This is a genomic window from Sphingomonas aestuarii (genome assembly GCF_054457155.1).
The window spans coordinates 96,069-121,293 of the sequence record NZ_JBTKVV010000006.1; the positions used below are offsets into that span (position 1 = coordinate 96,069).

The window sequence follows — 25,225 nt, forward strand, 5'->3', positions numbered from 1 at the left end:
ATGCCCCGAAACGCTTCTCGACCTTGCTCGAAGCAAACGGGTGTTGGTATGCCGTCTGGTGTGCCGCGGGAGTGCTCAATGCATGTCCTTGGGCGTCTCCATAATCTCGGTCAGCACCCCGCCCATATCCTTGGGGTGGACGAAGAAGATCGGCGTCCCATGCGCACCGATCCGCGGTTCGCCCAGCACCCGCGCGCCCTTCGCCTCGAACCAGGCCTTGGCTTCATGGATGTCGGGCACTTCGTAGCAAAGATGATGCTGCCCACCATTCGGGTTCTTCGCCAGAAACCCGTGGATCGGCGAACCTTCGCCGAGCGGCTCGATCAACTCGATCTGGGTGTTGGGGGTATCAACGAAGCACACTTTCACCCCCTGCGCAGGCAGGTCGAAGGGTTCGTGGATGGTCGTCGCACCCATCACTACACGGTAAAAGGCGACCGATGTTTCGATCGACGGCGTCGCGACGCCGATATGGTTGAGGCGGCCGAGTTTCATATAGATCCCTCCGTCATTGCGAGCGTAGCGAAGCAATCCAGCGACGGATTTCCCGGCCGTGGAATAGTTCGCTGCGCTCGCAACGAGGCCGAGACACGATGCTCAGCCATGCGCGATTTGCTCATACAAGTCCTTCCATGTGGGATTCATCGCCTCGATCAACGCCAGTTTTTTAGCGCGTGATCCGCCCTTGATCTGCTTCTCGCGGGCGATCGCGTGCACCATCGTCTCGTGCGGTTCGTACCAAACCATTATCTTGCAGCCATAGCGCGACGTGAACCCTTCGGTCGCCTTTTCGCGATGCTGCCACACGCGCTGCGGCAGGCTCGATGTTACGCCGACGTACAGCGTCCCGTTGCGCTTGTTTGCCATGATGTAAACCGCAGGCTGCTTCAATGTACCGCTAGTCCGTCATGGCGAGTTCAGCGAAGCCAAGCCGTGATATGCTTGTCGCCCTGGATTGCTTCGCTGCGCTCGCAATGACGGGGGCTATCACAACGGAATATTGTCATGCTTCTTCCACGGGTTCTCCAGCTGCTTCCCGCGCAGTTTCCTTAAGCCCAACGCCACGCGCCGCCGCGTGGAATGCGGCATGATCACCTCGTCGATGAAGCCCTTTGCCGCCGCGACAAACGGGTTGGCGAAGCGCGCCTCATATTCCGCCGTCCGCTCGGCAATCTCCTCCGGCGTGCGGCCGCGGAAGATGATCTCGACCGCGCCCTTCGCGCCCATCACCGCGATCTCGGCCGTCGGCCAGGCATAGTTCAGATCGCCGCGCAGATGCTTCGACGCCATCACGTCATAGGCGCCGCCATAGGCCTTGCGCGTGATGACCGTGATCTTGGGCACCGTAGCTTCGGCATAGGCGAACAGCAGCTTGGCGCCGTGCTTGATGATCCCCGAATGCTCCTGGCCGACGCCGGGCAGGAAGCCCGGCACATCGACGAAGGTGACGATCGGAATATCGAACGCGTCGCAGAAGCGCACGAACCGCGCAGCCTTCTTGGATGAATTGATGTCCAGGCATCCGGCCAGCACCATCGGCTGATTGGCGACGATGCCGACGCTGCGCCCCTCGATCCGGCCGAAACCGATGATGATGTTGCCCGCATGCGCCGGTTGCAGCTCGAAGAAATCGCCCTCGTCCACGACCTTTCGGATCAGCTCGTGCATGTCGTAGGGCTGATTGGCGTTGGGCGGAATCAGCGTGTCGAGGCTGTCCTCGATGCGATCCCAGGGATCGTCGGTCGGACGCTCTGGCACCGCATCGCGGTTGGACGCGGGCAGGAAATCAAAGAAATCGCGCGCCGCCAGCAGCGCTTCGATGTCATTCTCGAACGCGACGTCGGCGACCGACGATTTGGTGGTGTGCGTCACCGCACCGCCCAGTTCCTCCTGGGTCACGACCTCGTTGGTCACCGTCTTCACCACGTCGGGACCGGTGACGAACATATAGCTCGAATCCTTCACCATGAAGATGAAGTCGGTCATCGCGGGCGAATAGACCGCACCGCCTGCGCACGGCCCCATGATGAGGCTGATCTGCGGCACCACGCCCGATGCCAGCACGTTGCGCTGGAACACCTCGGCATAACCGCCCAGCGACGCCACGCCTTCCTGAATGCGCGCGCCGCCGCTGTCGTTCAGGCCGATCACGGGCGCGCCGACCTTCATCGCCATATCCATGATCTTGCAGATTTTCTGCGCGTGCCGCTCGGACAAAGATCCGCCGAACACGGTGAAATCCTGGCTGAACACGAATACCAGGCGTCCGTTGATCGTCCCCGAACCGGTGACCACGCCGTCGCCGGGGATCACCTGATCCTGCATCCCGAAATCGACGCAGTTATGCTCGACATACATGTCGAGTTCCTCGAACGATCCTTCGTCGAGCAGCACGTTCACGCGCTCGCGCGCGGTCAGCTTGCCCTTGGCGTGTTGCGCGTCGATGCGCTTCTGTCCGCCGCCCAGCTTGGCACCGGCGCGCTTGCGTTCGAGTTCCTGGATCGTTGACGACATCGCTCTCGCCTGACTTTCGTTCGTGTTTTGGCATTCTCCCTGAAGGGCCGTGCGCGCCGGATCAACCTCAAAGTTGGCCGGGGGTGACGCCTTGGTGGAGGCATGGCATACTCGTTCCACGAAAATATCGGAGAGACGCCGTGGCCACCGCCTTCAAACCCGACACCCGTATTTCGGACGCCGAACATGAGGCGCGCCAGCAGCTTGCCGCCTGCTACCGGGTGTTCGACCATCTCGGCTGGTCGGAGATGATCTACAACCACATCACGCTGAAGATTCCAGGGGAGGATGGCGCGTTCCTGATCAACCCCTTCGGCCTGCATTTCAGCGAGGTGAAGGCGTCGAATCTGGTCAAGATCGACATCGACGGCAACAAGCTCGACGACAGCCCTTATCCGGTCAACCGCGCCGGTTTCGTCCAGCACGCATTGTTCCACCGGCATCTGCCCGACGCGCATTGCATCGCGCATACCCATACCACGGCGGGCATGGCGGTCAGTTCGGTCGAGGGGGGCCTGCGCCCGACCAATTTCTACGCGTGCAATTTCGCAGGCCAGATCGCCTATCACGATTTCGAAGGCGTGACGGTGCGCGACGAGGAAGGCGAACGGCTGCTCGCCAATCTCGGCGACAAGCGCGTCATGCTGCTCAGGAACCACGGGATATTGGTGATGGGTCGCACGGTGCCGGAGGCATTCATCAAACACTGGTCGTTGCAACGCGCCTGCGAAATTCAGGTCGCCACCGCCAGCATGGGCGAGCCGCTGGTCGTGTCGGACGAGGTGGTGGCGGTGCACCAGCGCGACCTGCACATGGCGCAAGTCCCCGGCGGCCCCGGCGCGGCGGACTTCGCGGCAATGGTGCGGCTGGTGGACAAGACCGACCGGAGCTGGCGGGACTGACTCCAATCCGTCACCCCCGCGCAGGCGGCAGTGCATCCCGCCCGTGCCGCTTGCCGGACCGGCAGGAGATGGGTTCCCCCTTTTGCGGGAACGACGTGAACGTTTTCCGGTAGCGTCAAACACCGCCAACCCGCTAAGCCACCGATATGCCGCGCCTGACCGTCAACAATCAGCCCGTCGAATATCTGATGCCGGGCGAAACGCCGCTGCTGTGGGCGCTGCGCGATGCGTCCAACCTGACCGGCACCAAATATGGCTGCGGCAACGGCGATTGCGGGGCGTGCATCGTCGATGTCGATGGCCAGGCAGTCAAAAGCTGTCGCTTCACGCTGGAAGCGGCCGAGGGCACGTTCGTCACTACGATCGAGGGGCTGTCGCGCGATCGCACGCATCCGATGCAACAGGCGCTGCTCGCATCGAACGTCGTCCAGTGCGGGTTCTGCATCCCCGGCATCGTCATGAACATGGCGGTCCTGATGAAGCGGTCGCCCCGCCCCTCGCAGGACGAGATCGAGCGGGTCGTCACCAACATCTGCCGCTGCGGCATCTACCCCAGGCTGGCCGAGGCGATCCAGCAGGCGATACGCATCGCGAACGGCGACGAAACCGTCGCCCCCGCCCCGCGCCCCGGCATCGAGCCCGAAGAGGCCGCGCGCGACGTCCCTGCGCTCGTTGCGCCGCGCTAACACTTTCTTTCAATTGGCTGACAGGCGAGTTCAGCAAGCGATCACTCGACTCGCCGTAGAAAGGCTTCATCCTAAGGGCCGGCTCGTGCGCCGGTGAGCGGAAAGAAGGCAATATGAAAAAGTCCCTATTGATCGCATTGATCGGCGCCACCGCCCTGGTCCCCGCCGCAGCGCTCGCGCAGGATCGCGGCGAGCGCGGCAATCGCGGTCCGCGCGCGGAACAGGTGCAGCAGCGCCAGCAGGCCCGCGAGGCGCGTCAGACGCAGCGTCAGGCGAACCCGCAGATGCGCGAGCAGCGTCAGGCCATTCGCCAACAACGTCAGGAACAGCGCGTCGAGCGCCGCGAGACTCTTCCCGACCGCCCGCAGCGCAGCTTCGAACGACCGATGCCCGCGCAACAGGCCGTCCCGCAGCAGCGCCGCGACTGGCAGAACCGCGCGGAAACGCCGCGCCAGGAATTCCGTCAGGAGCGTCGCGACGATCGCCGCGATTTCCGTCAGGAACGTCGCGAGGATCGCGGCGAGCTGCGTCAGGATCGCCGCGAGAACCGCCAGGATTTCCGTCAGGGAGAGATCAACCGCCGCGAATTCCGTCAGGAGCGCCGCGACGACAATCGCGATTTCCGTCAGGATCGCCGCGGCGACCGGCGCGATTTTCGTCAGGATCGTCGCGACGACCGGCAGGACTTCCGCCGCGACTGGCAACGCGACAATCGCGGGGTGCGGAACGATCGCCGCTGGGATCGCCAATGGCGCAACAACAGCCGCTACAACTGGCGCAACCATCGTCAGGTAAACCGCAACGTGTATCGCTTGCCGCGTTATTACGCGCCGCGTAACTATCGCTACGGCTATCAGCGCTTTTCGGTCGGGATCACGCTGGGGTCGATGCTGTTTGCGAACCAGTATTGGATCAACGATCCTTATACCTATCGCCTGCCGCCCGCTTACTACCCGTATCAGTGGGTGCGCTATTACAACGACGCGCTGCTGGTCGACACGATCACCGGAACGGTGGTCGACATCGAATACGACATCTTCTGGTAAGCCGGAACCAAGGTCGTCACGCGAGGGGCTCGGCAGCGCAAGCTGTCGGGCCTCTTGCTTTTCGCGGGGACCGCGACATTTTGCACGACCATGAGCAAATGGAAGCATCACAGCGGCCCGCCGTCGCCGCTGCGCGCGAAATTCGGACGGACTGGCGTCGAACGGCTTGAGGCGCATCCAGGAGCGAAGCGCGCCAAGGTCGAAGGCGCGGACATTTTCTACATCCCCGAATTCCTGACCAAGCAGGAATGCCGGACATTGATCTCCAGCATCGACGCCAGCTGTCGCCGTTCGACGCTGCTGACCGATTCGCCCGATCCCGAGTTCCGCACCAGCGATTCGAGCGACCTCGACCGGTGGGATCCCAAGATCCGCGCGATCGACGAACGGGTCGCGCATCTGCTCGGCATCCCGCTGGAACATGGCGAGACTCTTCAGGGGCAGCGCTACAAGCCCGGCCAGCAATTCCGCGCGCACCACGATTATTTCCACGAGGATCAGAGCTATTGGGCGCGGATGCTGGCCGAGGGCGGGCAGCGCACCTGGACGGCGATGATCTTTCTGAACGAAGTCGAACAGGGCGGCGCGACCTGGTTCCCCCAAGCGGGCATTCGCATGAAGCCCAAGCCGGGTCTGCTGCTCGCGTGGAACAACATGCGCCCCGACGGGTCGGCGAATCCGAATACGCTGCATGAGGGCATGGCGGTGGTTGCGGGCACGAAATACATCGTGACCAAATGGTTCAGAGAGGGGCCGTGGCTGCGGTAATTCAGTGAATCTGGCGGCGCGGGACCAGATTACGTTGATAAGGGCCGATCGCGCGTCATCATTTGCTGGCCCTCCCCACCCCACCCGCTACAACCTGGCCGGATGTCCCGTCTCGTCCTCAACATCGAACGCTCGATCCTCGGCCAGCCCTGGCACTGGCGCGGGCTCGCCGCCGATGCGCGCGACCCCGGTTTCGCGCCCGACGATCTGATTACCCAGCTTCTGCTGACCCGCGGCTGCACCCGCGAAGACCTCGATGCCCACCGAACCCCGACGATTCGCGGCTTCATGCCCGACCCGTCGATCTTCCGCGACATGGACCGCGCCGCCGAACGGCTGGCCGACGCCGTGACGGCGGGCGAGAAGATCGTGGTGTTCGGCGATTACGATGTGGACGGCGCGACCTCCGCCGCGCTCCTCATCCTGCTCATCCGCCAGCTCGGCCACGACGCCAGCCCCTACATCCCCGACCGGTTGATGGAGGGATACGGCCCCTCGGGCGAAGCATTGGTGCGGTTGAAGCGCGACGGCGCCGACCTGATCGTCACCGTCGATTGCGGCGCGCAGGCCTTCCAGGCGCTCGACATGGCCGCCGAAGCGCAGGCGGACGTGATCGTCGTCGATCATCACAAATGCGCCGCCGAACTCCCCAAAGCGCTGGCGCTGGTCAACCCCAACCGGCTCGACGAAGGCGAAGGGGCGGCGCACGGGCATCTGGCGGCGGTCGGCGTCGCCTTCCTGCTCGGCGCCGCGCTGATCCGCACCCTGCGCGCGCGGGGCTGGTTCGATGACCGCGCCGAACCCCGGCTGATCGACCTGCTCGACATCGTCGCGCTGGGCACCGTCGCCGATGTCGCCCAACTCCGCGGCCTCAACCGCGCCTTCGTCGCTCAGGGGTTGAAGGTGATGGCGCAACGCCGCAACATCGGCATGAACGCGCTGATTCAGGCATCGCGGCTGACGCGCGCGCCGACCTGCACCGATCTGGGCTTCGCGCTCGGCCCGCGGATCAATGCGGGCGGGCGCGTCGGCAAGTCCGATCTCGGCGTGCGGCTGCTGACCACCAGCGACCCGGCAGAAGCGCAGGTGATCGCCGAGGAACTCGACCGGCTGAACGAGGAGCGCCGCGCGATCGAGGCGGAGGTTCAGGCTGCCGCCGAACGGATCGCCGCCCAGGCCCCTCCCCGCGCGGTCGCGGTGATCGCGGGCGAAGGCTGGCATCCCGGCGTCATTGGCATCGTCGCCGGGCGCTTGAAGGAAAAGCTCGGTCGCCCCGCCATCGTCATCGCCATCGACGAACACGGCGTCGGCAAGGGATCGGGCCGGTCGATCAGCGGCGTCGATCTGGGGCAAGCGGTGCTGTCGGCCAAGGAACATGGCCTGCTGGCCGCCGGCGGCGGGCACGCAATGGCGGCGGGGCTGACGGTCCATGCCGACCATATCGAAGCCTTTGCCGACTTTCTCGACGAGCGCCTGGCCGACGGCGTCGCGAAATCGATTTCGGATCGCGCGCTGCTACTCGACGCGGTGCTCGCCCCCGGCGGCGTCAACCCGATGCTGGTCGAATCGCTGGAGGCCGGCGGCCCTTACGGCATGGGCTGGCCCGCCCCGCGCGTCGTCGCAGGCCCGGTTCGCATCCTGAAGGCCGATGTGGTCGGCAACGGCCATGTCCGGCTGGTCGTCGCGGGCGAAGACGGTCGCAGCCTCAAGGCCGTTGCCTTCCGCCAGGCCGAAAGCGAACTGGGCGCAGCCCTGCTCGGCGCGCCCAAACACCGCCGCCTGTGGCTCGCGGGTCGCGCAAGGATCGACGACTGGGGCAGCCGCCCGGCGGCGGAATTGCACATCGACGACGCCGCCTGGGCCGATTGATGTCGATTGGGGCAAAAAACCCGGTTGACCGCCGGGCGCGCTTTGCCTAGTTGCACCGCCACGCCTTCATGGCCCCTTCGTCTAGCGGTTAGGACGCGGCCCTTTCACGGCTGAAACACGGGTTCGATTCCCGTAGGGGTCACCATCCGCCCTCAATGGCGCGGAATTGCGTGATTTGGCCGTTCTTTACTTCTTCGCTGGTACAGCAAGCTGGTACAGCGAGGAAGATATGGCCGAAATGGCAAAGCCATGGAAACATCCCCAAACGGGCGTCTATTATTTGCGGCGGCAGATCCCAACCGCCATCCGTGAAGCCTTCGATCACCGATCGCTCCATAAGGCATCACTTGGTACGAAAGATTTGCGTCAGGCGACGGTTCTGTTTCTGCAAGCCAACGCAGACCTCGAAAACAAGTTTGAAGAGGCGCGGGACCGTCTGCGTCGTACGGGGAGCGCAGGTCGCTCCTCGCGCGATCGCGCGGACGAAATGGTCAGCAGCTATTTCCTAGGACCTCCTCTCTCAGAGGGGGGCGTGGCCGGACCGGAGAGACTGCTGCTGGCTCGAACCGAGATTGACCGAGGCCTGTGGAATCAAACCGAGCATGGCTGCGCGACCCCCGGCCCTGCCTCCACTGACCACTGGTGGTTGTTATCGAACAATGCGGCAACATACCGCGCATATCCAGGCGTTTCGCGTTTGGTTGCAGGACACCCGGTCGGCGCCATCTGGCAGTTTGATGATACGAAGTTTCGCGACGAGCACGCCCGCATCGCTCAAGTCGAACGAGTGGTCGAACAGATTGCTCGCTACCACGGTTGTGAGGTCTCTGATTTACCTGATCAGATCGTACCCGCGACCGCAGAGTTCCTGAATAAACTGCCAGTGGGCACGGTCCAAAATCGGAAGCAACGCGAAACGCCGCGTCGAGATCGACCAGACCTGAGACTCTTGGAACTGTTTGAAGAATGGCAAACGCGACGCAAACCGAGTGTGCAAACCGCGAGCGAATTCCGTCAATCTGTAATTGCCTTCATCGATTTCATCGGCGACATCCCCGTCAACGAGATAACCTACGACGACGTGTTAAACTTTCGGGATGCGGTCGCGTCGCTACCATCCCGAATGTCGAAGGCGGAGCGCAAACTTCCGTTCACGGAAAGGCTGGCTACTGCCAATGCCCCAAAGTCTGTAGACGTTCCGCGTGTGAAACCCACAACCGTCAAGAAGCAAGTCGGAGCAATTCAAGCCCTGTTAAATCTCGCTTTCCAGCAACGCTGGGTGAAGCAAAATGTAGGTCAGGGTATAGCCATTTCCGATTACGTCAAGGCTTCTCAGGATTCCCGGCTAACGTTCACCGAAGATCACCTACAAGCTCTATTCTCGTCAGATATTTTCTGCAAACCATCCACTTGGAGGTGGAATTTAAAGACCACCCACTGCACACTATACTGGATTTTCCTGATTAGTTTAACCACTGGGGCTAGGCTAGAAGAGATTGGTCAGGCACTGCTGCGAGATGTGAAAGACGCACATCGCTTTCCATACATCGACATCGACGACTATGTTAGCGCTGAGGATGGTGACGCCTCCAAATCCATCAAGACACCAGGTTCGCGCCGCGTCATTCCTATCCACAGCAATCTTTTTGCTTTGGGTTTCGGCGACTATTGTGCGGGACTAAGATCAAGCGGACAAACGAAGGTTTTCCCGGACTTAAGCACAAATTCTCTGAGCAAGCATACGCACGATGCATCCCGACGGGCAAACCAGTTAATCGACAGCGCTGTGTCGCGAGACAGCCGGCTGGTATTTCACAGCTTCAGACACACCTTCATAGATTATGCGCGCGAAGCGGAGCTTCGCGGCCGGGTAATAAGCCAGATATGCGGGCACGCACCGACAACGGTCGGCGGCAAATATGGCCGCGGTGTTCGCGTCCCCAAGCTTCACGAGCTTTTGCATCGCATCGATTGGTCGTTCCTAGCTTGGGATACGCTCATTCTCGCTGCGAGTTCAATCGATTGGAAAATGGTCGCCAATCAACACAACAGGAGGGAAAAATGACGAAAGAATATGATCCGCAAAATTTCGGGCGTTTCAGCGAAGAACGTGACGAGGAGATCCGAGCGATTCATGCCGAGCTCGAGAAAATCATGTCTAGCACAGATTACAACGAAAAAAAGCGTTTGAAGAACATCCGTCTCAAGACAACAATGCCAGCAATTCGTGAACGCGTCTTGAAGATCAATCTCATGAGGAACATGGATGAACTGCAAGAGCTATCCGAGAAATTTGCGAAGGTCCTGTTCAAGGTCCACAAGGACGAGGTAGAGCTTGGCATCGTGATGGACCAAAGGCGGCAAGCCGCATCGGACTATTGGAAGCGGCTCGCCGATGGTCGCGTGTATGCAGGCGCGAGGCAATTTTTAGACCTGCTGGACCGCGATGGCATCGATGCTGAGTCGCTCGCATCGCTTAATGCGCACGAAACCCACCAGATCAACAGCTACATCCAGAGCGTCTTGCTTAACAAGAATCCATCGAGAAAGCGCCGCTAAGGAATTCTCGTGCCTCTAGACGAACTGCGCGTCGAGATACCGGCGAACTCTGAGAAGGTCGTCCAGGTTATCGCTTATCATCAGCTCGAGCGGGGCTCGCCCAGCGAACAGCCCCGCTCAGTTAGGGTGCCGGATCCAGTGTCGCGAGCGTCCGGGCAACAGGCTTTCGAGCGCCGCGTAGATTCCAAACGTAGCGCTGATCCTGAGCAGCGTGTTTTTGGTCATTGTGACGGGGGATAATGATCGCTCAGCCTCGGCGATCACCGCTGCTTCGGGTCCGAGGAGCTTTATCTCCTCGTCGACCGTGAGCTCCCAGTAACGAGCGATGTTCCTGAACGTGCGGAGCCCGGCCCCTGACATGTCGCGTTGGATGTCCACGGGATTGGGCGGCTGGGTATCCTCATGCGCAAACAGCACGTCGAGTGCTCGCTGCTCGGCGTCCGCCCAACCATCCCCTTCCAAGATGTGGGCCCTTGCGCCGGCGACCGGGGCGGCCCGCCCGATCATCACGCACGAACCGTTTCTGTTCGTGGGCATGAATTGCGCCCGATCTTTGTCGTCGATCAGCAGCCGCATGAATGGAAAATACTCAGCCCGGCCATTCTCGTGCACCACGATATTAAACCGGCTGCTGGCGGGCCGATCGGCGCTCCACAACAGGATAACCGCGGACCAATCTTTTGTGCCAGCGGCGGCCAACAGATCGCCGCCCTCCCCGGCCACGCAGACGATCAGATCGTCTCTGGCAAAGCAAGCGCCACCCGCGATCTGCGCGGTCGGGGACCCACTGAGATGGGCCAGGTGATCGGCAAGCGCTTTTGCAACCGCTTCGGGGCGTGAGAGCGCTTGCTCGTCAGAGATAGGTTTGAAGCTCGTGAGCGACATCGCGCCCCCCTTTTCATTCTGAATTTAAGAAAGGTTGCAGCTGTGCCGATTAGCCGGCGGCCAAGATCTCAGCCCATTCGCCAGCAAGAATGGTGCGAGAACCGAAGTTGCGAACCTCTGTGAAGGCGCCCCAATTGCTACCCTGCAGAGCTCGGGAAAACGCAACGAGATGGACATGCGGCTTGTGATCGTAGCCAAGTTGGGAGGGAACATGCTGGATCAGGATCGTCGCCAGACTGCGCTTTTCAGCAAACGACCTGAGCGCGAAGCGACGGGCCAATTCGAATTGGCGATGCCGAGCCATGATTGGGTCGAAACGCACTGCGGTGATCGTCAGCAGATCACGCTGATCCTTGATCATCCGTCGCTCATAGTCAGCGATGATCTCCTCAACGCCATATAAGAGATCAGCCGCATCGCTCGGCAGCACCAGCGCATTGCGCGTGTTGATCTCAGCCGCCCCGCCAAGCCTCAAACGTCGATCGATCGCACCGCGAACGGTGTTGGGCTGACCTTCGTGTTCCGAAAGGATCGCGCCGTGGACGATATCGACATCGCCACACTTGGAATTGTCGGGCTTGTAATCGAGGGCCATTTACATTCCCCCGATGAGCTGACGGACGAGCCGCGTACCGGCGTCCACGCCATGCATGCGGCCTTCGCCACAAATGAACGGCGGGAGGTCGTCGGCAAATAATGCGCCGTTGACGACCGTCCAATGCATGCCAGTTGCACAAGGGTCTTCCGGGACGAACCAGCAGCAGCCGTCTTCGCCATTGAGCCAGAGCTCCAGATTACGATGCCAGAGCCAGAAACCGTCTGCGTTGTACGCGATGTCCGCGAACAGTCCGTAGCTGTCGCGCTCTCGTACCGCGATGAGGCTCGCACCGGATTTGCGAGCCTGTTTCAACAACTGACGTTCATCGAAGCTATCTCGTTCGCAACTGGCGATCAGAGATCTTAGCGGTGATTTGGTCTGATGTGGCGGCTGCCAACCACCTGTCACGATCAGGATTTGTTGGAGTGCGGCCACCAGCCCCGCCGGGCCGGAACTGAGATTTGCGGGAAGCGCGATCGCGCCGTGAAAGGACATTTTTCTAGCCTTTTAAGGGGTGAATAAGCACCCCGCTTCCGAGACTTTTTTCATTCTCTTCAGCGGAGCACTTCCTCCTCTCTGACCCTCACTTTTCCGGATTTTTGTTCCCTACATGCTCGGCATGACGCTACATGGCCGTCTTAGCCGATTCGATGCTGGCGTAGTTTACCGGCAGCTTTGCGCCTCAATGTCGGTCATTCGCCGGGCAAATCTTCGACCCCGAAAACCGTCGTAAGTTCACGGTATTGGGAACGACCGACTTTGGGACAAAGCTGCCGTTCTTAGCGACGTGTTGAATGACAGGTTCTGGCAGAAACCGACGTTCTGCGTTCGCCTGACCGGCATCTAAGAATTACACGGAAGTCGGCGGAGCATCAGTAAACAGCGCACCGCCTGTTGCACTTGGCCCCGGCGCTAGGCGCCAAGACATTCTACGAGGCTTTCAGTGCTGGCGCCCCCTCCGCGCTACCCTCGGAGGGCCTTTGGCAACGGTGCATGCGGATTTCACACCGCCAGGATTTCGGTGGGTCGCCGGTGCGGGGCCGGTGATCCTTAGGGTGGACCCGCCAAGTTGACGTCGCACACGTGGCTGTCCATCAGTCGCCCAGCTGTCGCACGACTCCCTAGCGCCGCGTGGCTCCGCAAGTCTAACATCAAGCGGCGATCGCGAGCGCTGAGCACGCGAGCGACGCCGTGCGAGACAGCAGCCAGTCATAGTGAAGAAGGGTGAAGGTGAAGCGATTCGATGCCACAACAGAATATCGCCGTGGTCGGAGCCGGCCCAAAGGCAGCGGCACTCGCGGCTAAGGCCTATTGTCTTCAGCAGGAGGGCCATGAAGTCGCGGTGAGCGTTTTCGAACGCTCCGAGATCGGTGCGAATTGGTCTGGCAACCATGGATATACCGACGGACTTCAGCGGCTTTGTACACCCGCCGAACGCGATCTTGGCTTTCCCTATGGAACGACGTTCGGCACCGATGTCGTCGAACTGATGCAGTCGCGTTTCTCCTGGAGCGCGTTTCTCGTCGCGCAGGCCAAGGATTCGGACCGCTATTCGGATTGGGTCAATCGCGGACGCCGGCCGCCCAGCCATGGCGACTTCAAGGACTATCTGCGGTTCGCCTTTGAGCAGGCGCTCGTCGAACCGGCGCTCGGCCGCGTCACCAAGATCATCGAAGATGGCGGCACCTGGAAGATCCGACAGATCGACGCCGCGACCAAGGACATCGTCGAGTGGCCTGGATTTCACGGGGTCGTGTTCACCGGCCCGGGCCCGGCCTCGAAGAAGCCGCCCCAAGTAAAGGATCTCCGCGTACTGTCCGGCGTGGACTTTTGGAGCCACCTTGCCCGCGTCCGCAAATTGCTAGCGACCATTAAGGACAAACCGATCGTCATCGTCGGCGGCGGCGGAACCGCTGCGGCGATCACGGCGTGGTTCGTTCGCGAGGGCGTGCGCACCCAGCCGATCAATCTGATCAACAGCCAGGCGATGCTGTTCACGCGCACGACCAATTTCTTCGAGAATAGTCTGTTCGACGACGAGGAGACCTGGTTCGCGCTCGATCCCAGAATCCGCAGCGAGTTTACTAAACGGCTCAATCGCGGCGTCGTCTGGGAGACGATCAGCAGCTTGCTCGCGGATGCCGAGAACCTGACGCTGCTTCCCGGGACCGCAACAAATATTCGCCACTCCGCACCGCCGACCGCAAGCGCGCTACCCGATCTCGAAGTCGAATATACCAATCACAAGGGCACCCATCCCCTGCCCGCCGGCCTCGTGATCGACGCGACCGGGTTCGACCCTTGGGCGTTCGAAGTGCTAACGCCGCCCGAGGTTCGCGCTGCACTCGTAAAGCCGCTCCGCGAGACGCTGGCGAACGACATTCGCGACGACCTGTCGCTGCCGATCACAGACTTCCCGCGGATTCACACCCCCGGGCTCGCTGATGCGCAGGGACCAGGCTATGGCTCGCTGATGGTGCTCGGCTCGATGGCTGACAGAATCCTCAGCCCCTATTACGACGCGGCAAAGCCTTGAATTTCGTCCCCGTATGTACATATGTACAGGTAACTGGAGGTTCCGATGGCGGACGATACGAACAATATGGTGCTTCGCACGATCTACTTACCGCCCGATGTCGATCAGGCGCTAAAGTCGGCTGCGATCCGTGGCTCGCGCAGCAAGGGCGACCTGATCCGCGAGCTTATCAAGACCGGTCTCGAAACAAAACGCAAGGAAGCCGGCAGCTATTTCGTTGAGCCGTCGGGAAGCAAGCAGCCGGTGCGGCCGGCGGCGGTGACGCGGACGGTCGTCGTCAAGGCGAAGGCACCCAAGCCGCGCGCGAGAACCAAGAAGGCTTCGATTGGCTGATTCGTCGCCCGAGGACGCATCCCAGGGCGAGGAAGGCGATGCTCGCCTTGTCGTGCTCAATGCGAGGCAGCTTGCACGCATCGAAAGCGTGCATCGCGGCTTTCTCTACCAGCATCTCTACGCGGCGCTTTGCCTGCTGCTTGCCGGACCGGCGGGTGTCGATCGGATCGTCGTCGAAGGCGATGAGGATGTTGAGTTCCAGCGCGGCTCTGAGCGGACTTATGTCCAGATAAAGTCCCGTCTCGAAATGCTGACGTTCAGCGATATTGAGGACGCGCTGCTGCGCTTCGACGCGCTCCGCGCCGAACACGCTAGCGGGACGCGGCAGGGTTCGGCGCGGTTCGTCATCGCCACCAATGCCCCGCCCGGTCCAAGGCTGGCCGAACAGATCAAAGCATGGCCGAGCGACGTCCAGCTATACTGGCCGGGCGGACCCGCGGCGGACGATTCCGCACTGCCCTCCCCGCCTGGCAATGTGAACGCCGCGCTCGCCGCCTGCAATGCGCTTGCCGGCCAGCTCCCGTTCGCGATGCTCCGCCCTGAGACACTGACCTGGAAGCTCGCCGGTCTGGTGCTGTTGGCGGCCTCGGGCACGCCGCCGCGGCAGGATCACGCATTCGAGCGAGGCGAGTTGCCGGCTTTGTTCGAGCAGCTCGTTGTCCAGATGCAGGATTTTCCCTCGCCTCCCGCAAACTACCGGGTCCAGATCGGCGAACCCGACCTGATCGGCGAGGAGCGTATCCGCATCGTCGCGGCGCTGTCGGGCGCCGGCAAGACTGCATGGGTTGCCGAGGCGGCGACGCACCTTGCGGTGCCTGCCGTCTACATGGACGTCGGCGACATGCCGGGGCCCGCTCTGGCGGCGGCGGTCGCGCGCGAAGTGACCGCTAAGATGTTCGGCCGCAGCCATGGCACTCTCGGCGAAATCCTGCTGCCGGGCGCCTCGGGCCTCGATACGCTGGGCGCGCTAAGCGCGAAGCTCGGCGAGGAAGGGCTCGTCGCCGATATCGTCATAGACAATGCCCACCGTCTCCCCGCGGCCGACCTCAAGCCGATCGTTGAGCGCGCGCCGAACGTGCGCTTCGTGTTCCTGTGCCAGCCGGGTGCCGAGACCCAGGAACTCGCCTCGCTGCTCGGCGTCGAGATCGAGACGCTGGGCGGCTGGGACGAGGACACGATTGCTGCGGCGGTCAGCGATGACGGGTGCGTGGCCGACTTTGCCGACTGCGAGCGCCTGTCGCGCCTGACCGGCGGGCTGCCTTTCTACGTGCTCAACGCGGCCGCGATCGCGCGCCGCGAATATGACGGATCGATCGCGAGTTTCTGCGCTGACTTGGAGGCGCAGACCCATCTGGTTGCCACTGCTCAGGAAATCATCCTGCGGCGCGCGTTCGAGACGCTGCCCGAGCGTACGCGCGATGTGATCGCAGTTCTCAGCATGGCGGACGTGCCGCTATCGAAGGACGAAGCGGTCGATTTGCTGGTCGCCGCGTGCGGCCTGTCGCCGCAGGAAGCCCCGGCAGCAGTCCGCCGCCTGCCCGACAGCGGTACGGTCGAACTGTTCAGCAATGCCGGGATCAAAGTCCATGACGCGGTCCGGGTGCTGGGGCGCGCGCATATCGCCGCGCAGGGCGCCGAGCGCGAGCGCGAGATCAGGGGGATGTTGCGCGACCGGATCATCGGCACGCTCCAGAAGAACTGGAGTATCGGACGCGTAGCGCTGCTCGTCCGGCTCCTCGGCCAGCTCGGCGAAGTCAAGATTCTGGTCGAGTTCGCGACCGACGAGATTTTCCACGAGATGGGCGTGTGGCGCGAGATCGCGCCGTTCCTCGTCGTGATCGCGCAGAACCCGAGCGAAGATTCCGAGACCCGGTTCTGGGCGCTCGACGGCCTGGTGTTCAACGACCTCAGGGAAGGCGATGTCGATCGTGCAACTCCCTGGATCGATGCGATGCGCGCGCTGCTCGACGAGGAGGAACTCGGTGCGGACGAATGGCTCGCCTGGGGCATGAAGCGGATGCTCGCTTTATCTCAGACGGGCGATGCCAGCGGAGTCGATGCGATGCTCGCCGAAGTTGAGGCACGGCTGCCCGCGAGCGGCGCGCATCAGCGGATTTTCCGGTACAATCGCGCGCTCGCGATGTTCAAGCTGGAGGCGTATGACCGCACGCTCGAAGCGACCGAGCAGCTCGGCGACGAATATTACGGCCTGCTCGGGCTGAACCCGACCGATATCTTCGCACGCAACCCCAAAGAAATCCGGCCGATGCTGCCCAAAGGCCGCGACAATACCGACAACCTCAAGCACCTCGCCGATGTCCTCGATCTCCACGCGCAGGCGATGCAGAAGTCCGGCACGCTGGCTCCTCTCGCGCGCATCCATGCGATGAAATTCTACGACCTCGCGCGCGCGCCGCAGTCGGTTGTCCGCGTCGGTCAGGACCTCGTCGAAGACTATCTCGAGAACCGCGACTATGCCGGTGCACGCGACGTTGTCGAGAAGACTCTGTTGCCGACGATCCAAGGACTTGGGTTGGTCTCCTGGGTAGTCCCAATCCGCGCACTATATGCCGTAGTGCTCGCTTATGACGGCGATCTAACAGGCGCCGACCGAGAGCTGCGTCGCCTCGCGCCCTACGAACCGGGCCTTGGCCAGGAAGCGAGGCGCCAGCTCAGGCATCAGCGACGGCGTGTCTTGGAAATCCAGCGCTTCGGTGCTCCGCAGCAAGTGCGAGTCAAAATCACGCCGCAGATGCAAGCATTTCTCAAGTCGCGCGGCGGACCCGCGCCGACCTCGCCACGCAGGACCAAGGTCGGACGCAACGAGAAATGCCCCTGCGGATCAGACCGTAAATACAAGCATTGCTGCGGGCGCTGAGCGCGCTCGCCAACCAGCCAACCGTCAATCGAAGCAACTAACGCGCTATTTCCGCTCACGAGACGCCGCCTGCTACCATTGAGGCGCACGCGACATTGCGCAGAACCAGCACAGCGAGTTGTCGATACATGACCGCAACGGCCATATTCGCACCCGCGACAGCTTTGGCGGCGATCCCTTGCCGATCGACAGCTGTGGCCACCGCGACCGGCCGCTTCCCGTGCGAGCGGACATTCGGGGCGCCGCATCGGAACGACGCATGTTGGTCGGCACGAGCCCCAGACCCACTCCTTCGAATCCTCTTCGGTAAGCGTTCTGCAGGTGGCCAAAGTGGCCATAGGAGAACGATCATGGAGATGTCTGAAACTGAACTCACCGCCACCAAACGCCCGGTCTGGAATGCCGGAAGGACCGTAGGCGCAAAGCGGGCTCTGAAGCCGAAGCAGATTTGGGAAATCCGCTTCTACCTCAACCAGCGCCGCCGCCTGCGAGATCGGGCGCTGTTCGACTTGGCGATCGACAGCAAGCTTCGGGGCTGCGACCTGGTGCAAATGAAGATCGGCGACCTTGTCAGCGGTGGGCAAATCCGAACGCGGGCGATCGTCATGCAGCAGAAGACAGGCCGGCCCGTTCAATTCGAACTGCTGCCAGATGCTCGGGCCAGCCTGCTGGCATGGCTCGAACGCCGGGGCGGCACGGTGGACGACTATGTTTTTCCAAGCCGGGTTGATCACAATGGGCACCTGAGCACACGGCAGTACGCTCGGCTTGTCGACGAATGGGTAACAGGTGTCGGCCTCACGCGAAGCGAGTATGGCACCCACTCGCTTCGGCGAACGAAGGCATCGATCATCTACAGGGCGACCGGAAATCTGCGGGCTGTCCAGATTCAACTCGGCCACAGCAAGATTGAGAACACGGTGCGCTATCTCGGAATCGATGTGGAGGACACGCTTGCCCTTGCCGAAAACACTGAGATCTGAACCTACTGGCGCCCGTGCCCGGGCGAGCCAAGCACGGGCGCTGGGACCTACCTGCCGGTCCAGAGCGGTATGGCGAACGTCGGCTCCCGCTTGGAGCTGACGTCCAGCTCAGCTTCCGGCTGCGCGTGGCGGGCGTTACTTTTTCGCAGCCGAACGGCTTTGATTCAGCGCGAACAGGCGGGCGAGGATTTCGTCCTCGTCCAGCCGGCCGGCGTGCCAGTCCTCGCCCCAGCCGTAGGCGTCGGCCACCGCCGAATCGAGCGCGGCATGCGCGTTCGTCAGCCATTGCGGGCGGGCGTTGTAGAGGTTGGTCAGCGTCCGCTTCTTCAACTCCTTTGCCGCCGCCTCGTCGCGGGGCAGGATGCGATCCGGGTAGCCGGGCACGACTTCGTGCTCGCGCACCACTAGGTCGGCGGGGTTGAGCCAGTTCCCGCGCAGATCGTTCAGCCGCGCCGCCGCAGCCGCGATCGCCTGCGCACGGGGATCATCGGCATAGTCGGCGGCGGGAATGTTCGGGGTCAGACCCTCGGGGAAGGGGAAGGTCTCGAACCCTAGAGAGGGCGTGTATTGGGGGTCATTGCCTACCCCATGCCAACCACCGAGCGCGAGCGACCAATACTCGTGGAATTTCGAATGCAGTACCCCGAAGGTGGTGTCGTCGTCGCGACACACGACAACCACCCGACTATCTGGAACTACGCTTGGAGCCGTCCAGACGAAAAGGCGGTGCTTCGCGACGCGGGGTGTGAAAATCGCGCGACTCAATTCAACCGAAGCCTTCTTGATGCCCGGAACGGTTTCACCGTGCTGCCACCAAAACAAGCGTCGTCGATCGCGGCGATTAGTATCCCTAAAGGGCTTCACAAACTCCCGGACATGCTCAAACGGGATTTCATAGACCGCCGCGTCGGCTTCCGATGCAGTCCCAAAGTCGATGATCCACCGATCCGACGGCCTTTGCGTTATGTCCTGGCCATTAAGGAGGGGGCGCACGACATCTCGATTGGGTCGCCCATTTGGGTTAAGTGGCGACACTAACCAATGTCGCGCACGGGCGCCGTCGATGTCAAAAGCGCCTACCTTCACCGGACCTTGAAATGCCACGCTCCGGTTCGTCGGCAATCTGCCTGCGGACGTAAGATCGACGCCACCGCGCTTAGCCGATAGGTCAGCAAAAATTCGCTCCACGCTTACGCCATCTAGCGTCGCTCGGACGTTGGCCCCGCGATCGAAGCAGATTATCGAAACGCGAACCGCAGCGCCATCCACGGTCCACTGCTCGTCGCTCCAAGCTTCGAAAATCCGACCGTGCTCGACTACAGGAGCGAGGACCTCACGATTCGTTCCGCTCCGGATCGAGTTGGTCGATACCAGCCCTGCGCGCTGCAGACGCCCAGCTGCAATCATCGTCCGCGCCATCGCGAACCAGTAGCAGACGAGATCGACACCGCCCGGCACTTCCGGCCACGCCTTACGCAGCGCGACGGTGTACTCCTCGCCAAGCTCTCCGATCATCTTCTTATTGCCCAGAAACGGCGGGTTGCCCACCACCACATCCGCCACCGGCCACTCCGCCCGCGTACCATCAGCGTTCAGCACCGCATCCCGGCACTCAATCGTATCCAGCGGGCGCAGGATAGGGTTTTTCGCGGCGTCGAATCCGTTGCGCCGCATCCACTGGATTTCGCCGATCCACACGCTCACCCGCGCCAATTCGGCGGCATAGGGATTGAGTTCGATGCCCAGCAGACATTCCGGCCCCACGCGGGGAAAGCCGCGCGGCAGGCCCAGCGCCTCGGCATCCAGATTGGCGCGGTGCTCGATGTCCTTCAACGCCTTCAACGCGACATACAGGAAATTGCCCGATCCGCAGGCGGGATCGAGCACGCGGAAATTGGCCAGCCGTTCGATGAACGCCGAATGGATCGCCGTTGCCTCGGCTAGCATCCGCGTCGCCCGCCCGCGTTCCGCCGGGGTCAGCAGCTTTTCGGCGGTGCGCTTGGGCGCCTTTTCGCCAAGTGTGGTGATCTTTGCCAGTGCCTCGGCCCATTCGGCCTCCAGCGGTTCGATGATGACCGGGCGAACGATCATCATGATCTTGTCGCGATCGGTGTAATGCGCGCCCAGCTGGCTGCGCTTGGCGGGGTCCAGCCCGCGTTCGAACAGCGTGCCCAGGATCGACGGGTCGATCTGCGACCAGTCCCGCCGGGCGGCGGCGAGCAGCTGGTCGATGTCTTCGCTCTCGACCGGCAGCACGCCGGCATCGGTGAACAGCCCGCCGTTGAACCAGTCGATCGGCGTAAAATCGATGTCGCCACCCGTTGCCATCGCGCCGAACAGCTTGGCGGCATTCCCCTCGAACCGTTCGGGCCGCGCCTTGCTGGCGCTCAGCATCTTGGTGAACAGATTGTCGGGGAGCAGCCCGACATCCTCGGCGAACATGCAGAAGACGAGCTGGTTGACGAAATGGGCTACGCGATGCGCCTCGTGCCCGCGATCGCGAAGCCGCTGGGCGATGCCGACGAATTCGCGCGCCGTCTCCTCGGTCAGTTCCTGGCGCGACTTGGCAGGCTTGAACAGCTCGGGATCGACAAACGCCGCCTTCAACCGATCGCGCACTGCGCCATCGGTCAGGTCCTCCAGCGCGATCTCGTGCGTTTCCTGGACGCTGTTGGTCCAGTTGGTGCGGATCACGATCCGGTTCATATCGGACACGATCAGCAGCGGCGGGTTTTCCAGCGCTACCGAATATTGCAGGAGCTGGCTGTACGCCTTGTCTAGATTGGCGTGGCGGCCCTTATACTCCCATCCAAAGCATTCGCGCCGCCACACATCGGCCCAGCCATTGCCGCCGCTCGTCTTGTTGGCCCCCTTCTCAAACGTGAACCATTCGCCCTTGGGGTCCGCCGAGACCGGATCGAGCACGCCGAGGAGCGCGCACAGATCGTTAAAATGGCTCTGGGATGCGGACCGCTCCTTCAGCTCCACGTTGCGCCATTTTTTCAGGAATTCGTGCGGTGTCATGCGCCCCCCGGCAACCAAGGATCGAGCCTGCGGCAATTAAGCGCAGCCCGGCTCGTTAGTAGCTGATCAACACGGGGGAGCAATCATCAAGGGTGACGCTGCTGCCGGACAGCCATCCCTTGCCCCGACAGCTGCTGCCGGAAGCTGCCGTTCAATCAGTGGGCGGTGAACGGCTGAACCTGGTCGCTTGCTGACGGAAGCGGTGGCCTACCTTCGCACAAGGCTAGGTAAGTTTGACCAATGGGCAGCGGGCCCCTGCTCGGTAGACGAACCTTGACAAATCGAACCTCTCACCTATCTCACTTTTATGAGTGAGGATTGTGAAATGATTCGATACCCGATGCTGACCAGACCAAACGGCAGCGCAACGCTGGCCGGTAGCGCGATGGGGCGGCAGATGCTTGCGCAGTTGATCGAGAAGACGAAGCCGGTGGCCGAGCCGACACTCGCCTTCCTCGATTTCGCGGAGGTGGACATCGCGACGGGTTCGTTTCTTCGCGAAGCCGTCATGGGCTTTCGCGACTTCTGCCGCAACGCCGTTGGCATGATCTATCCGGTGGTCGCCAATGCCAATGCGAGCATTGAGGAAGAACTGGCGACCTACCTTCGGGGCCGCAACGACGCCATTTGGGCATGTGACCTAGACGCTGACGGCGCAGCCATTGACCCGCACATTCTTGGGGAGCTCGACGCAGGGCAGTTAAGCACGATCCAACTGATTGCCCAGCACCATCCGATTTCAGCGCCTGAGCTGGCCAAGCTCCGCCCCGATGACAAGATCGGCACTACCGCTTGGAACAACCGGCTGGCGACGCTGTCCGCCAAGGGCATGCTGAAGGAAGTGCGGCACGGCAAAACCAAACTCTTCAGCCCGGTTATGGAGGCCGTGTAATGGGTGCTGATTTCATCCGCGAACAGTCTGGCCAGCCCTGGCGCAAGCGCTGGAATAAGGGCGTGGACCGCCTCAAGCAGCCGGGCCTGTTCGATGTCCGGTTCGGGTCACAACAGCGGACTATTACGGCGGACATCGACCCCGGCACGAGCGTGCGGGCGGGCGACGAGCTCGTAGTTCAGTGTGGGTCCGGCAACGCCATGGTGTGCCGGGGGCAAAGCCGCATCGGTGCCGTCAAAGGCCTGCCGTCCGACATGCGCACAACGATTACCGACTGCGGCGGCGTCGCACTCGGGATTGTCGAACGGGTCAGCCTGTTCGGCAACAGCGTGGAGCTTCGTTTGCAATGAAGAGTGCCAACAACAATTCACTGCCCCGCATCGTGCGCAACTCGCAGCGCCTGTGGGACGATGCAGCCACGATGCCCTGTTCGCTGGGTTGCGTGAGCTGCGTAGATCGTCCCAACTGTGGCGGTGCGCACAACAGCGCCAGCTTCTTCGACTGTAGCGATTATTGCCGCTGCGATGACAAAGCGACCTGCGATTTGGTCTGCCGAGGGAACCCCAAACAGTTTGTAGAACGCCTGCGGGAGGTCAATGGCCTAGACCTCAAGAACGCGCCCCGCGCCCCAATCGTCCCCATTGAGGCACTGCCGCCCATGGTTCCGTTGATCGAGCATTCGACGGCGCGCGTCGGCACACTCAACTCACCGATTGTCGCGCTGCCGCTCCATGCGCTTTTGAACATTAACGCGGGTACGCTGCGCTATCCCGACAGGGACGCGCTGAGTCAGAAGTTCGGTATCGATCGGAACGCCCGACTGGTGATTTCAGGCGTAGCACGCGACCGGAGGATCGAGCGCTACTGGGCGGCGACAGACAGGGCTGCCATGCTGGAGCAGCTGGCAGCCCTCGATATCGCGCTGATCACACCACCCAATTATAGCGTGCTGACCGATGTGCCCCGCACTGACAACATGCATGCCATGAAGCGCATTCTGATGGCGGCGGTTGAGATGATGCAGGCAGGGCTTCCGTCCGCGCTGCATGTCAACGCTCGGACGGAACGGGATTACGAGCGCTGGGCCGAGCTGATCGCCGAGCGGCCGGAGATTCAATGCCTAGCCTTCGAGTTCGCGACCGGTACGGGCCGTGGCGAACGGCTCGATTGGCATGCGGCGCAGCTGTCCGCACTTGCTGCCCGTGTGCCTCAACCGCTGGGTTTGGTGGTGCGTGGCGGCATGCGGGCACTGGAACCGCTGCGCGCATCGTTTGCGGCAGTGACGATGATCGATACCGACGCCTTCACCAAGACCCGATGCCGCCAAGAAGCGCAATTCCGCCCCGACGGGAAATTGGTGTGGCGCAAGCGCCCAACGCCGCACGGTGCCCCAATCGACGCCTTGCTACAGCAGAACGTCGCAGCGCTTCACAGTCACCACATTATTTTGGAGCGCACCCACGCAGAACAACGGCACGACGCCGCTTCACGCAGTCGCCGCGCGCCAAATCGCGCTGATCGTCAGACCCGCGAGGGCTGAAGTATGGCTGAGCCGCTGGTGCCCGTTAAGGGGATCATTTGTTGGACATAGCGTGAGCGCATGATCACCGGAGCGGAAGCGAAGCTCGACCCGGTCTGTCACCATTGACTTACAAAGCTGGATAAATCCCTGGCCACGTCCGCTGGAAGCAGGGAACCGCGAAACCCCAGGTCGAATCGCCTCCGTCAGCGCCGCACCCGCGTCCGGCAAATGCGTGTAATCAGGGTTTTGCCGCAGCGTCTCCAGCACACCCATACCGCGATCCGCCACCACAAATTCGAAGGTGCGATCCGTAACTGCGTACGCGACCAGCCCTGTTTGAGCCGCGCCGCTATGCTCATAGACATTGTCCTGCATCTCACCCAATGCCCCTACCAGCGATCCGACGAGCCCGGACGGAAAGCCTTTATTTTTGGCAGCATTTTCTGCGTGGAGGAGCCATTGCTCCCAAATCGGATCACGGGTCTCTACAGGATTCTCTAGCGGCAATGGAAACGCCCCAGCTTGATCGCTGAAGCCGCCGCCGAACGGCTGGCCCGTTGCCCAAGCATGGCGAACTTTGGGGGCAAATGACCCCGCAAAAGAAACGGATGCATACTCGGCCGGAAATTGCTGGGCAGCGGCCAGTAACTCGACAAGTGGCCCAATACGTCCTGATTTTTCAATCAGAAACGAACCGTGGCCATGCAAATGGCCACTCGTCGCTTCTCTGAGAAGGTCGTCTACAACCGAGAAATGCGCCTGGGCCGTCTGCATCGTTGATCAATACCATAAACACTTAGCTCACTACTGCAATTCTTTAGGTTGAACGCAGATCGGGGATTGCAATCGGCTTGCCTCAACAAAGATGTGCTCGGCCCGGTGGTAAAAAGTGCCTTCAGGCTTGTCATATACGGAGGTCTGCCGAACTCCCTCGTCTTTGACGCTGTGCGCGGCGGCTCTTCTCGGTTCAGATTGCCCGCGATTGATAGGCAGAATAGTAAAATTCTGATTTGTCGAATGTCGTTTAGGACGGAGGCACGTCAAGGACGGGATCCCGTGTCAGCGGACGTTCATTGTGGCTGATGCTCACGACCGAAGGTGGTCGGAAGCCGTCACCGCGAGATGTGTTTGGGAATGGCAGCTATTCCAAGTCGGCTGCCCGGAAGTTGCCAGACCGCAAGCGGCCCACGACCTGTCCGGCTGCTTTTGGCAGGAGCCGCCAGTCAGTAA

At 61.9% G+C, this 25,225-nt stretch carries 24 protein-coding genes and 1 tRNA gene; 16 read left to right on the forward strand and 9 right to left on the reverse strand.

Features of this window, described 5'->3' with window-relative positions:
- Positions 1-75: 75 nt before the first annotated feature.
- The 3 genes from mce to ACX0GZ_RS12415 all read right to left on the reverse strand — a co-directional run bounded on the left by mce (position 76) and on the right by ACX0GZ_RS12415 (position 2,514).
- Positions 76-495: a methylmalonyl-CoA epimerase gene (gene mce, locus ACX0GZ_RS12405; RefSeq protein ID WP_458816881.1), complete on the reverse strand. Its 420-nt coding sequence runs from the start codon at positions 493-495 to the stop codon at positions 76-78.
- 102 nt (positions 496-597) lie between these two features.
- Entirely contained in the window at positions 598-867 is a 270-nt protein-coding gene (locus ACX0GZ_RS12410; RefSeq protein ID WP_458816883.1) for a GIY-YIG nuclease family protein, read from the reverse strand.
- 120 nt (positions 868-987) lie between these two features.
- Positions 988-2,514, reverse strand: coding sequence for an acyl-CoA carboxylase subunit beta (locus tag ACX0GZ_RS12415; RefSeq protein ID WP_458816885.1), 1,527 nt, complete (start codon positions 2,512-2,514; stop codon positions 988-990).
- A 140-nt stretch (positions 2,515-2,654) separates the two neighbouring features.
- Here ACX0GZ_RS12415 and ACX0GZ_RS12420 point away from each other — a divergent pair, with 140 nt between their 5' ends.
- Entirely contained in the window at positions 2,655-3,416 is a 762-nt protein-coding gene (locus ACX0GZ_RS12420) for a class II aldolase/adducin family protein (protein ID WP_458816887.1), read from the forward strand.
- Positions 3,417-3,562: 146 nt separating this feature from the next.
- Entirely contained in the window at positions 3,563-4,102 is a 540-nt protein-coding gene (locus ACX0GZ_RS12425) for a (2Fe-2S)-binding protein (protein WP_458816889.1), read from the forward strand.
- 125 nt (positions 4,103-4,227) lie between these two features.
- Here ACX0GZ_RS12425 and ACX0GZ_RS12430 read toward each other — a convergent pair whose 3' ends face one another.
- The gene (locus ACX0GZ_RS12430; RefSeq protein ID WP_458816891.1) at positions 4,228-4,806 is read right to left on the reverse strand and encodes a hypothetical protein; all 579 of its coding nucleotides are present in this window, start codon (positions 4,804-4,806) and stop codon (positions 4,228-4,230) included.
- 15 nt (positions 4,807-4,821) lie between these two features.
- On the opposite strand from ACX0GZ_RS12430, the gene ACX0GZ_RS12435 reads away from it, so the two are divergent.
- The 6 genes from ACX0GZ_RS12435 to ACX0GZ_RS12460 all read left to right on the forward strand — a co-directional run bounded on the left by ACX0GZ_RS12435 (position 4,822) and on the right by ACX0GZ_RS12460 (position 10,344).
- The gene (locus ACX0GZ_RS12435; protein WP_458816892.1) at positions 4,822-5,148 is read left to right on the forward strand and encodes an RcnB family protein; all 327 of its coding nucleotides are present in this window, start codon (positions 4,822-4,824) and stop codon (positions 5,146-5,148) included.
- Positions 5,149-5,238: 90 nt separating this feature from the next.
- Positions 5,239-5,916 (forward strand): 2OG-Fe(II) oxygenase, encoded by a 678-nt coding sequence (locus ACX0GZ_RS12440; RefSeq protein WP_458816894.1) that lies wholly within the window; start codon positions 5,239-5,241, stop codon positions 5,914-5,916.
- 102 nt (positions 5,917-6,018) lie between these two features.
- Positions 6,019-7,785, forward strand: a complete 1,767-nt coding sequence (gene recJ, locus ACX0GZ_RS12445) for a single-stranded-DNA-specific exonuclease RecJ (RefSeq protein WP_458816896.1) — start codon at positions 6,019-6,021, stop codon at positions 7,783-7,785.
- A 70-nt stretch (positions 7,786-7,855) separates the two neighbouring features.
- A tRNA-Glu gene (locus ACX0GZ_RS12450) sits at positions 7,856-7,930 on the forward strand.
- Positions 7,931-7,951: 21 nt separating this feature from the next.
- Positions 7,952-9,850, forward strand: a complete 1,899-nt coding sequence (locus ACX0GZ_RS12455; protein ID WP_458816898.1) for a DUF6538 domain-containing protein — start codon at positions 7,952-7,954, stop codon at positions 9,848-9,850.
- On the forward strand, positions 9,847-10,344 hold the full coding sequence (locus ACX0GZ_RS12460) for a hypothetical protein (protein WP_458816899.1): 498 nt from the start codon (positions 9,847-9,849) through the stop codon (positions 10,342-10,344). The genes ACX0GZ_RS12455 and ACX0GZ_RS12460 overlap by 4 nt, the downstream gene beginning before the upstream one ends.
- A 117-nt stretch (positions 10,345-10,461) precedes the next feature.
- Here ACX0GZ_RS12460 and ACX0GZ_RS12465 read toward each other — a convergent pair whose 3' ends face one another.
- Genes ACX0GZ_RS12465 through ACX0GZ_RS12475 form a run of 3 tightly spaced genes read right to left on the reverse strand, consistent with a single transcriptional unit; the run spans position 10,462 to position 12,322 of the window.
- On the reverse strand, positions 10,462-11,229 hold the full coding sequence (locus ACX0GZ_RS12465; RefSeq protein WP_458816901.1) for a hypothetical protein: 768 nt from the start codon (positions 11,227-11,229) through the stop codon (positions 10,462-10,464).
- A 49-nt stretch (positions 11,230-11,278) separates the two neighbouring features.
- Positions 11,279-11,824: a hypothetical protein gene (locus ACX0GZ_RS12470; RefSeq protein ID WP_458816903.1), complete on the reverse strand. Its 546-nt coding sequence runs from the start codon at positions 11,822-11,824 to the stop codon at positions 11,279-11,281.
- Complete coding sequence (locus ACX0GZ_RS12475; protein WP_458816904.1) at positions 11,825-12,322, reverse strand: hypothetical protein; 498 nt, start codon at positions 12,320-12,322, stop codon at positions 11,825-11,827.
- 748 nt (positions 12,323-13,070) lie between these two features.
- On the opposite strand from ACX0GZ_RS12475, the gene ACX0GZ_RS12480 reads away from it, so the two are divergent.
- From ACX0GZ_RS12480 to ACX0GZ_RS12500, 5 genes are all read left to right on the forward strand, one after another.
- Complete coding sequence (locus ACX0GZ_RS12480) at positions 13,071-14,363, forward strand: SidA/IucD/PvdA family monooxygenase (RefSeq protein ID WP_458816906.1); 1,293 nt, start codon at positions 13,071-13,073, stop codon at positions 14,361-14,363.
- A 45-nt stretch (positions 14,364-14,408) separates the two neighbouring features.
- Positions 14,409-14,696, forward strand: coding sequence for a ribbon-helix-helix domain-containing protein (locus ACX0GZ_RS12485; RefSeq protein ID WP_458816908.1), 288 nt, complete (start codon positions 14,409-14,411; stop codon positions 14,694-14,696).
- Positions 14,689-17,574 carry an SEC-C metal-binding domain-containing protein gene (locus tag ACX0GZ_RS12490; RefSeq protein WP_458816910.1) on the forward strand — a complete coding sequence of 962 codons (2,886 nt, stop codon included), beginning with the start codon at positions 14,689-14,691 and terminating at the stop codon, positions 17,572-17,574. The genes ACX0GZ_RS12485 and ACX0GZ_RS12490 overlap by 8 nt, the downstream gene beginning before the upstream one ends.
- Positions 17,575-17,668: 94 nt before the next feature.
- On the forward strand, positions 17,669-17,884 hold the full coding sequence (locus ACX0GZ_RS12495) for a DUF2188 domain-containing protein (RefSeq protein WP_458816934.1): 216 nt from the start codon (positions 17,669-17,671) through the stop codon (positions 17,882-17,884).
- Positions 17,885-17,924: 40 nt separating this feature from the next.
- The gene (locus tag ACX0GZ_RS12500; protein WP_458816912.1) at positions 17,925-18,557 is read left to right on the forward strand and encodes a tyrosine-type recombinase/integrase; all 633 of its coding nucleotides are present in this window, start codon (positions 17,925-17,927) and stop codon (positions 18,555-18,557) included.
- Positions 18,558-18,692: 135 nt separating this feature from the next.
- On the opposite strand, the gene ACX0GZ_RS12505 is transcribed toward ACX0GZ_RS12500, so the two are convergent.
- Positions 18,693-21,581 carry a class I SAM-dependent DNA methyltransferase gene (locus ACX0GZ_RS12505; protein WP_458816914.1) on the reverse strand — a complete coding sequence of 963 codons (2,889 nt, stop codon included), beginning with the start codon at positions 21,579-21,581 and terminating at the stop codon, positions 18,693-18,695.
- A gap of 325 nt (positions 21,582-21,906) precedes the next feature.
- Here ACX0GZ_RS12505 and ACX0GZ_RS12510 point away from each other — a divergent pair, with 325 nt between their 5' ends.
- From ACX0GZ_RS12510 to ACX0GZ_RS12520, 3 genes are read left to right on the forward strand one after another with little or no spacing between them, the layout of a single operon-like run.
- Positions 21,907-22,473: a hypothetical protein gene (locus tag ACX0GZ_RS12510; RefSeq protein WP_458816916.1), complete on the forward strand. Its 567-nt coding sequence runs from the start codon at positions 21,907-21,909 to the stop codon at positions 22,471-22,473.
- Complete coding sequence (locus ACX0GZ_RS12515; protein ID WP_458816918.1) at positions 22,473-22,823, forward strand: hypothetical protein; 351 nt, start codon at positions 22,473-22,475, stop codon at positions 22,821-22,823. The genes ACX0GZ_RS12510 and ACX0GZ_RS12515 overlap by 1 nt, the downstream gene beginning before the upstream one ends.
- Complete coding sequence (locus ACX0GZ_RS12520) at positions 22,820-24,013, forward strand: hypothetical protein (RefSeq protein ID WP_458816920.1); 1,194 nt, start codon at positions 22,820-22,822, stop codon at positions 24,011-24,013. The genes ACX0GZ_RS12515 and ACX0GZ_RS12520 overlap by 4 nt, the downstream gene beginning before the upstream one ends.
- On the opposite strand, the gene ACX0GZ_RS12525 is transcribed toward ACX0GZ_RS12520, so the two are convergent.
- Entirely contained in the window at positions 23,960-24,769 is an 810-nt protein-coding gene (locus ACX0GZ_RS12525; RefSeq protein ID WP_458816922.1) for an ATP-binding protein, read from the reverse strand. The two genes, ACX0GZ_RS12520 and ACX0GZ_RS12525, sit on opposite strands and share 54 nt — an antisense overlap.
- Positions 24,770-25,225: the final 456 nt, after the last annotated feature.

What these genes read in the sequence shown, in the direction of transcription:
- ACX0GZ_RS12410 (WP_458816883.1), bottom strand. Translation starts at nt 867, where the DNA reads ATGGCAAACAAGCGCAACGGGACGCTGTACGTCGGCGTAACATCGAGC.
- recJ (WP_458816896.1), top strand. Translation starts at nt 6,019, where the DNA reads ATGTCCCGTCTCGTCCTCAACATCGAACGCTCGATCCTCGGCCAGCCC.
- ACX0GZ_RS12500 (WP_458816912.1), top strand. Translation starts at nt 17,925, where the DNA reads ATGGAGATGTCTGAAACTGAACTCACCGCCACCAAACGCCCGGTCTGG.
- ACX0GZ_RS12440 (WP_458816894.1), top strand. Translation starts at nt 5,239, where the DNA reads ATGAGCAAATGGAAGCATCACAGCGGCCCGCCGTCGCCGCTGCGCGCG.
- ACX0GZ_RS12460 (WP_458816899.1), top strand. Translation starts at nt 9,847, where the DNA reads ATGACGAAAGAATATGATCCGCAAAATTTCGGGCGTTTCAGCGAAGAA.
- ACX0GZ_RS12520 (WP_458816920.1), top strand. Translation starts at nt 22,820, where the DNA reads ATGAAGAGTGCCAACAACAATTCACTGCCCCGCATCGTGCGCAACTCG.
- ACX0GZ_RS12510 (WP_458816916.1), top strand. Translation starts at nt 21,907, where the DNA reads ATGATTCGATACCCGATGCTGACCAGACCAAACGGCAGCGCAACGCTG.
- ACX0GZ_RS12415 (WP_458816885.1), bottom strand. Translation starts at nt 2,514, where the DNA reads ATGTCGTCAACGATCCAGGAACTCGAACGCAAGCGCGCCGGTGCCAAG.
- ACX0GZ_RS12465 (WP_458816901.1), bottom strand. Translation starts at nt 11,229, where the DNA reads ATGTCGCTCACGAGCTTCAAACCTATCTCTGACGAGCAAGCGCTCTCA.
- ACX0GZ_RS12470 (WP_458816903.1), bottom strand. Translation starts at nt 11,824, where the DNA reads ATGGCCCTCGATTACAAGCCCGACAATTCCAAGTGTGGCGATGTCGAT.
- mce (WP_458816881.1), bottom strand. Translation starts at nt 495, where the DNA reads ATGAAACTCGGCCGCCTCAACCATATCGGCGTCGCGACGCCGTCGATC.
- ACX0GZ_RS12425 (WP_458816889.1), top strand. Translation starts at nt 3,563, where the DNA reads ATGCCGCGCCTGACCGTCAACAATCAGCCCGTCGAATATCTGATGCCG.
- ACX0GZ_RS12475 (WP_458816904.1), bottom strand. Translation starts at nt 12,322, where the DNA reads ATGTCCTTTCACGGCGCGATCGCGCTTCCCGCAAATCTCAGTTCCGGC.
- ACX0GZ_RS12505 (WP_458816914.1), bottom strand. Translation starts at nt 21,581, where the DNA reads ATGACACCGCACGAATTCCTGAAAAAATGGCGCAACGTGGAGCTGAAG.
- ACX0GZ_RS12485 (WP_458816908.1), top strand. Translation starts at nt 14,409, where the DNA reads ATGGCGGACGATACGAACAATATGGTGCTTCGCACGATCTACTTACCG.
- ACX0GZ_RS12525 (WP_458816922.1), bottom strand. Translation starts at nt 24,769, where the DNA reads ATGCAGACGGCCCAGGCGCATTTCTCGGTTGTAGACGACCTTCTCAGA.
- ACX0GZ_RS12480 (WP_458816906.1), top strand. Translation starts at nt 13,071, where the DNA reads ATGCCACAACAGAATATCGCCGTGGTCGGAGCCGGCCCAAAGGCAGCG.
- ACX0GZ_RS12515 (WP_458816918.1), top strand. Translation starts at nt 22,473, where the DNA reads ATGGGTGCTGATTTCATCCGCGAACAGTCTGGCCAGCCCTGGCGCAAG.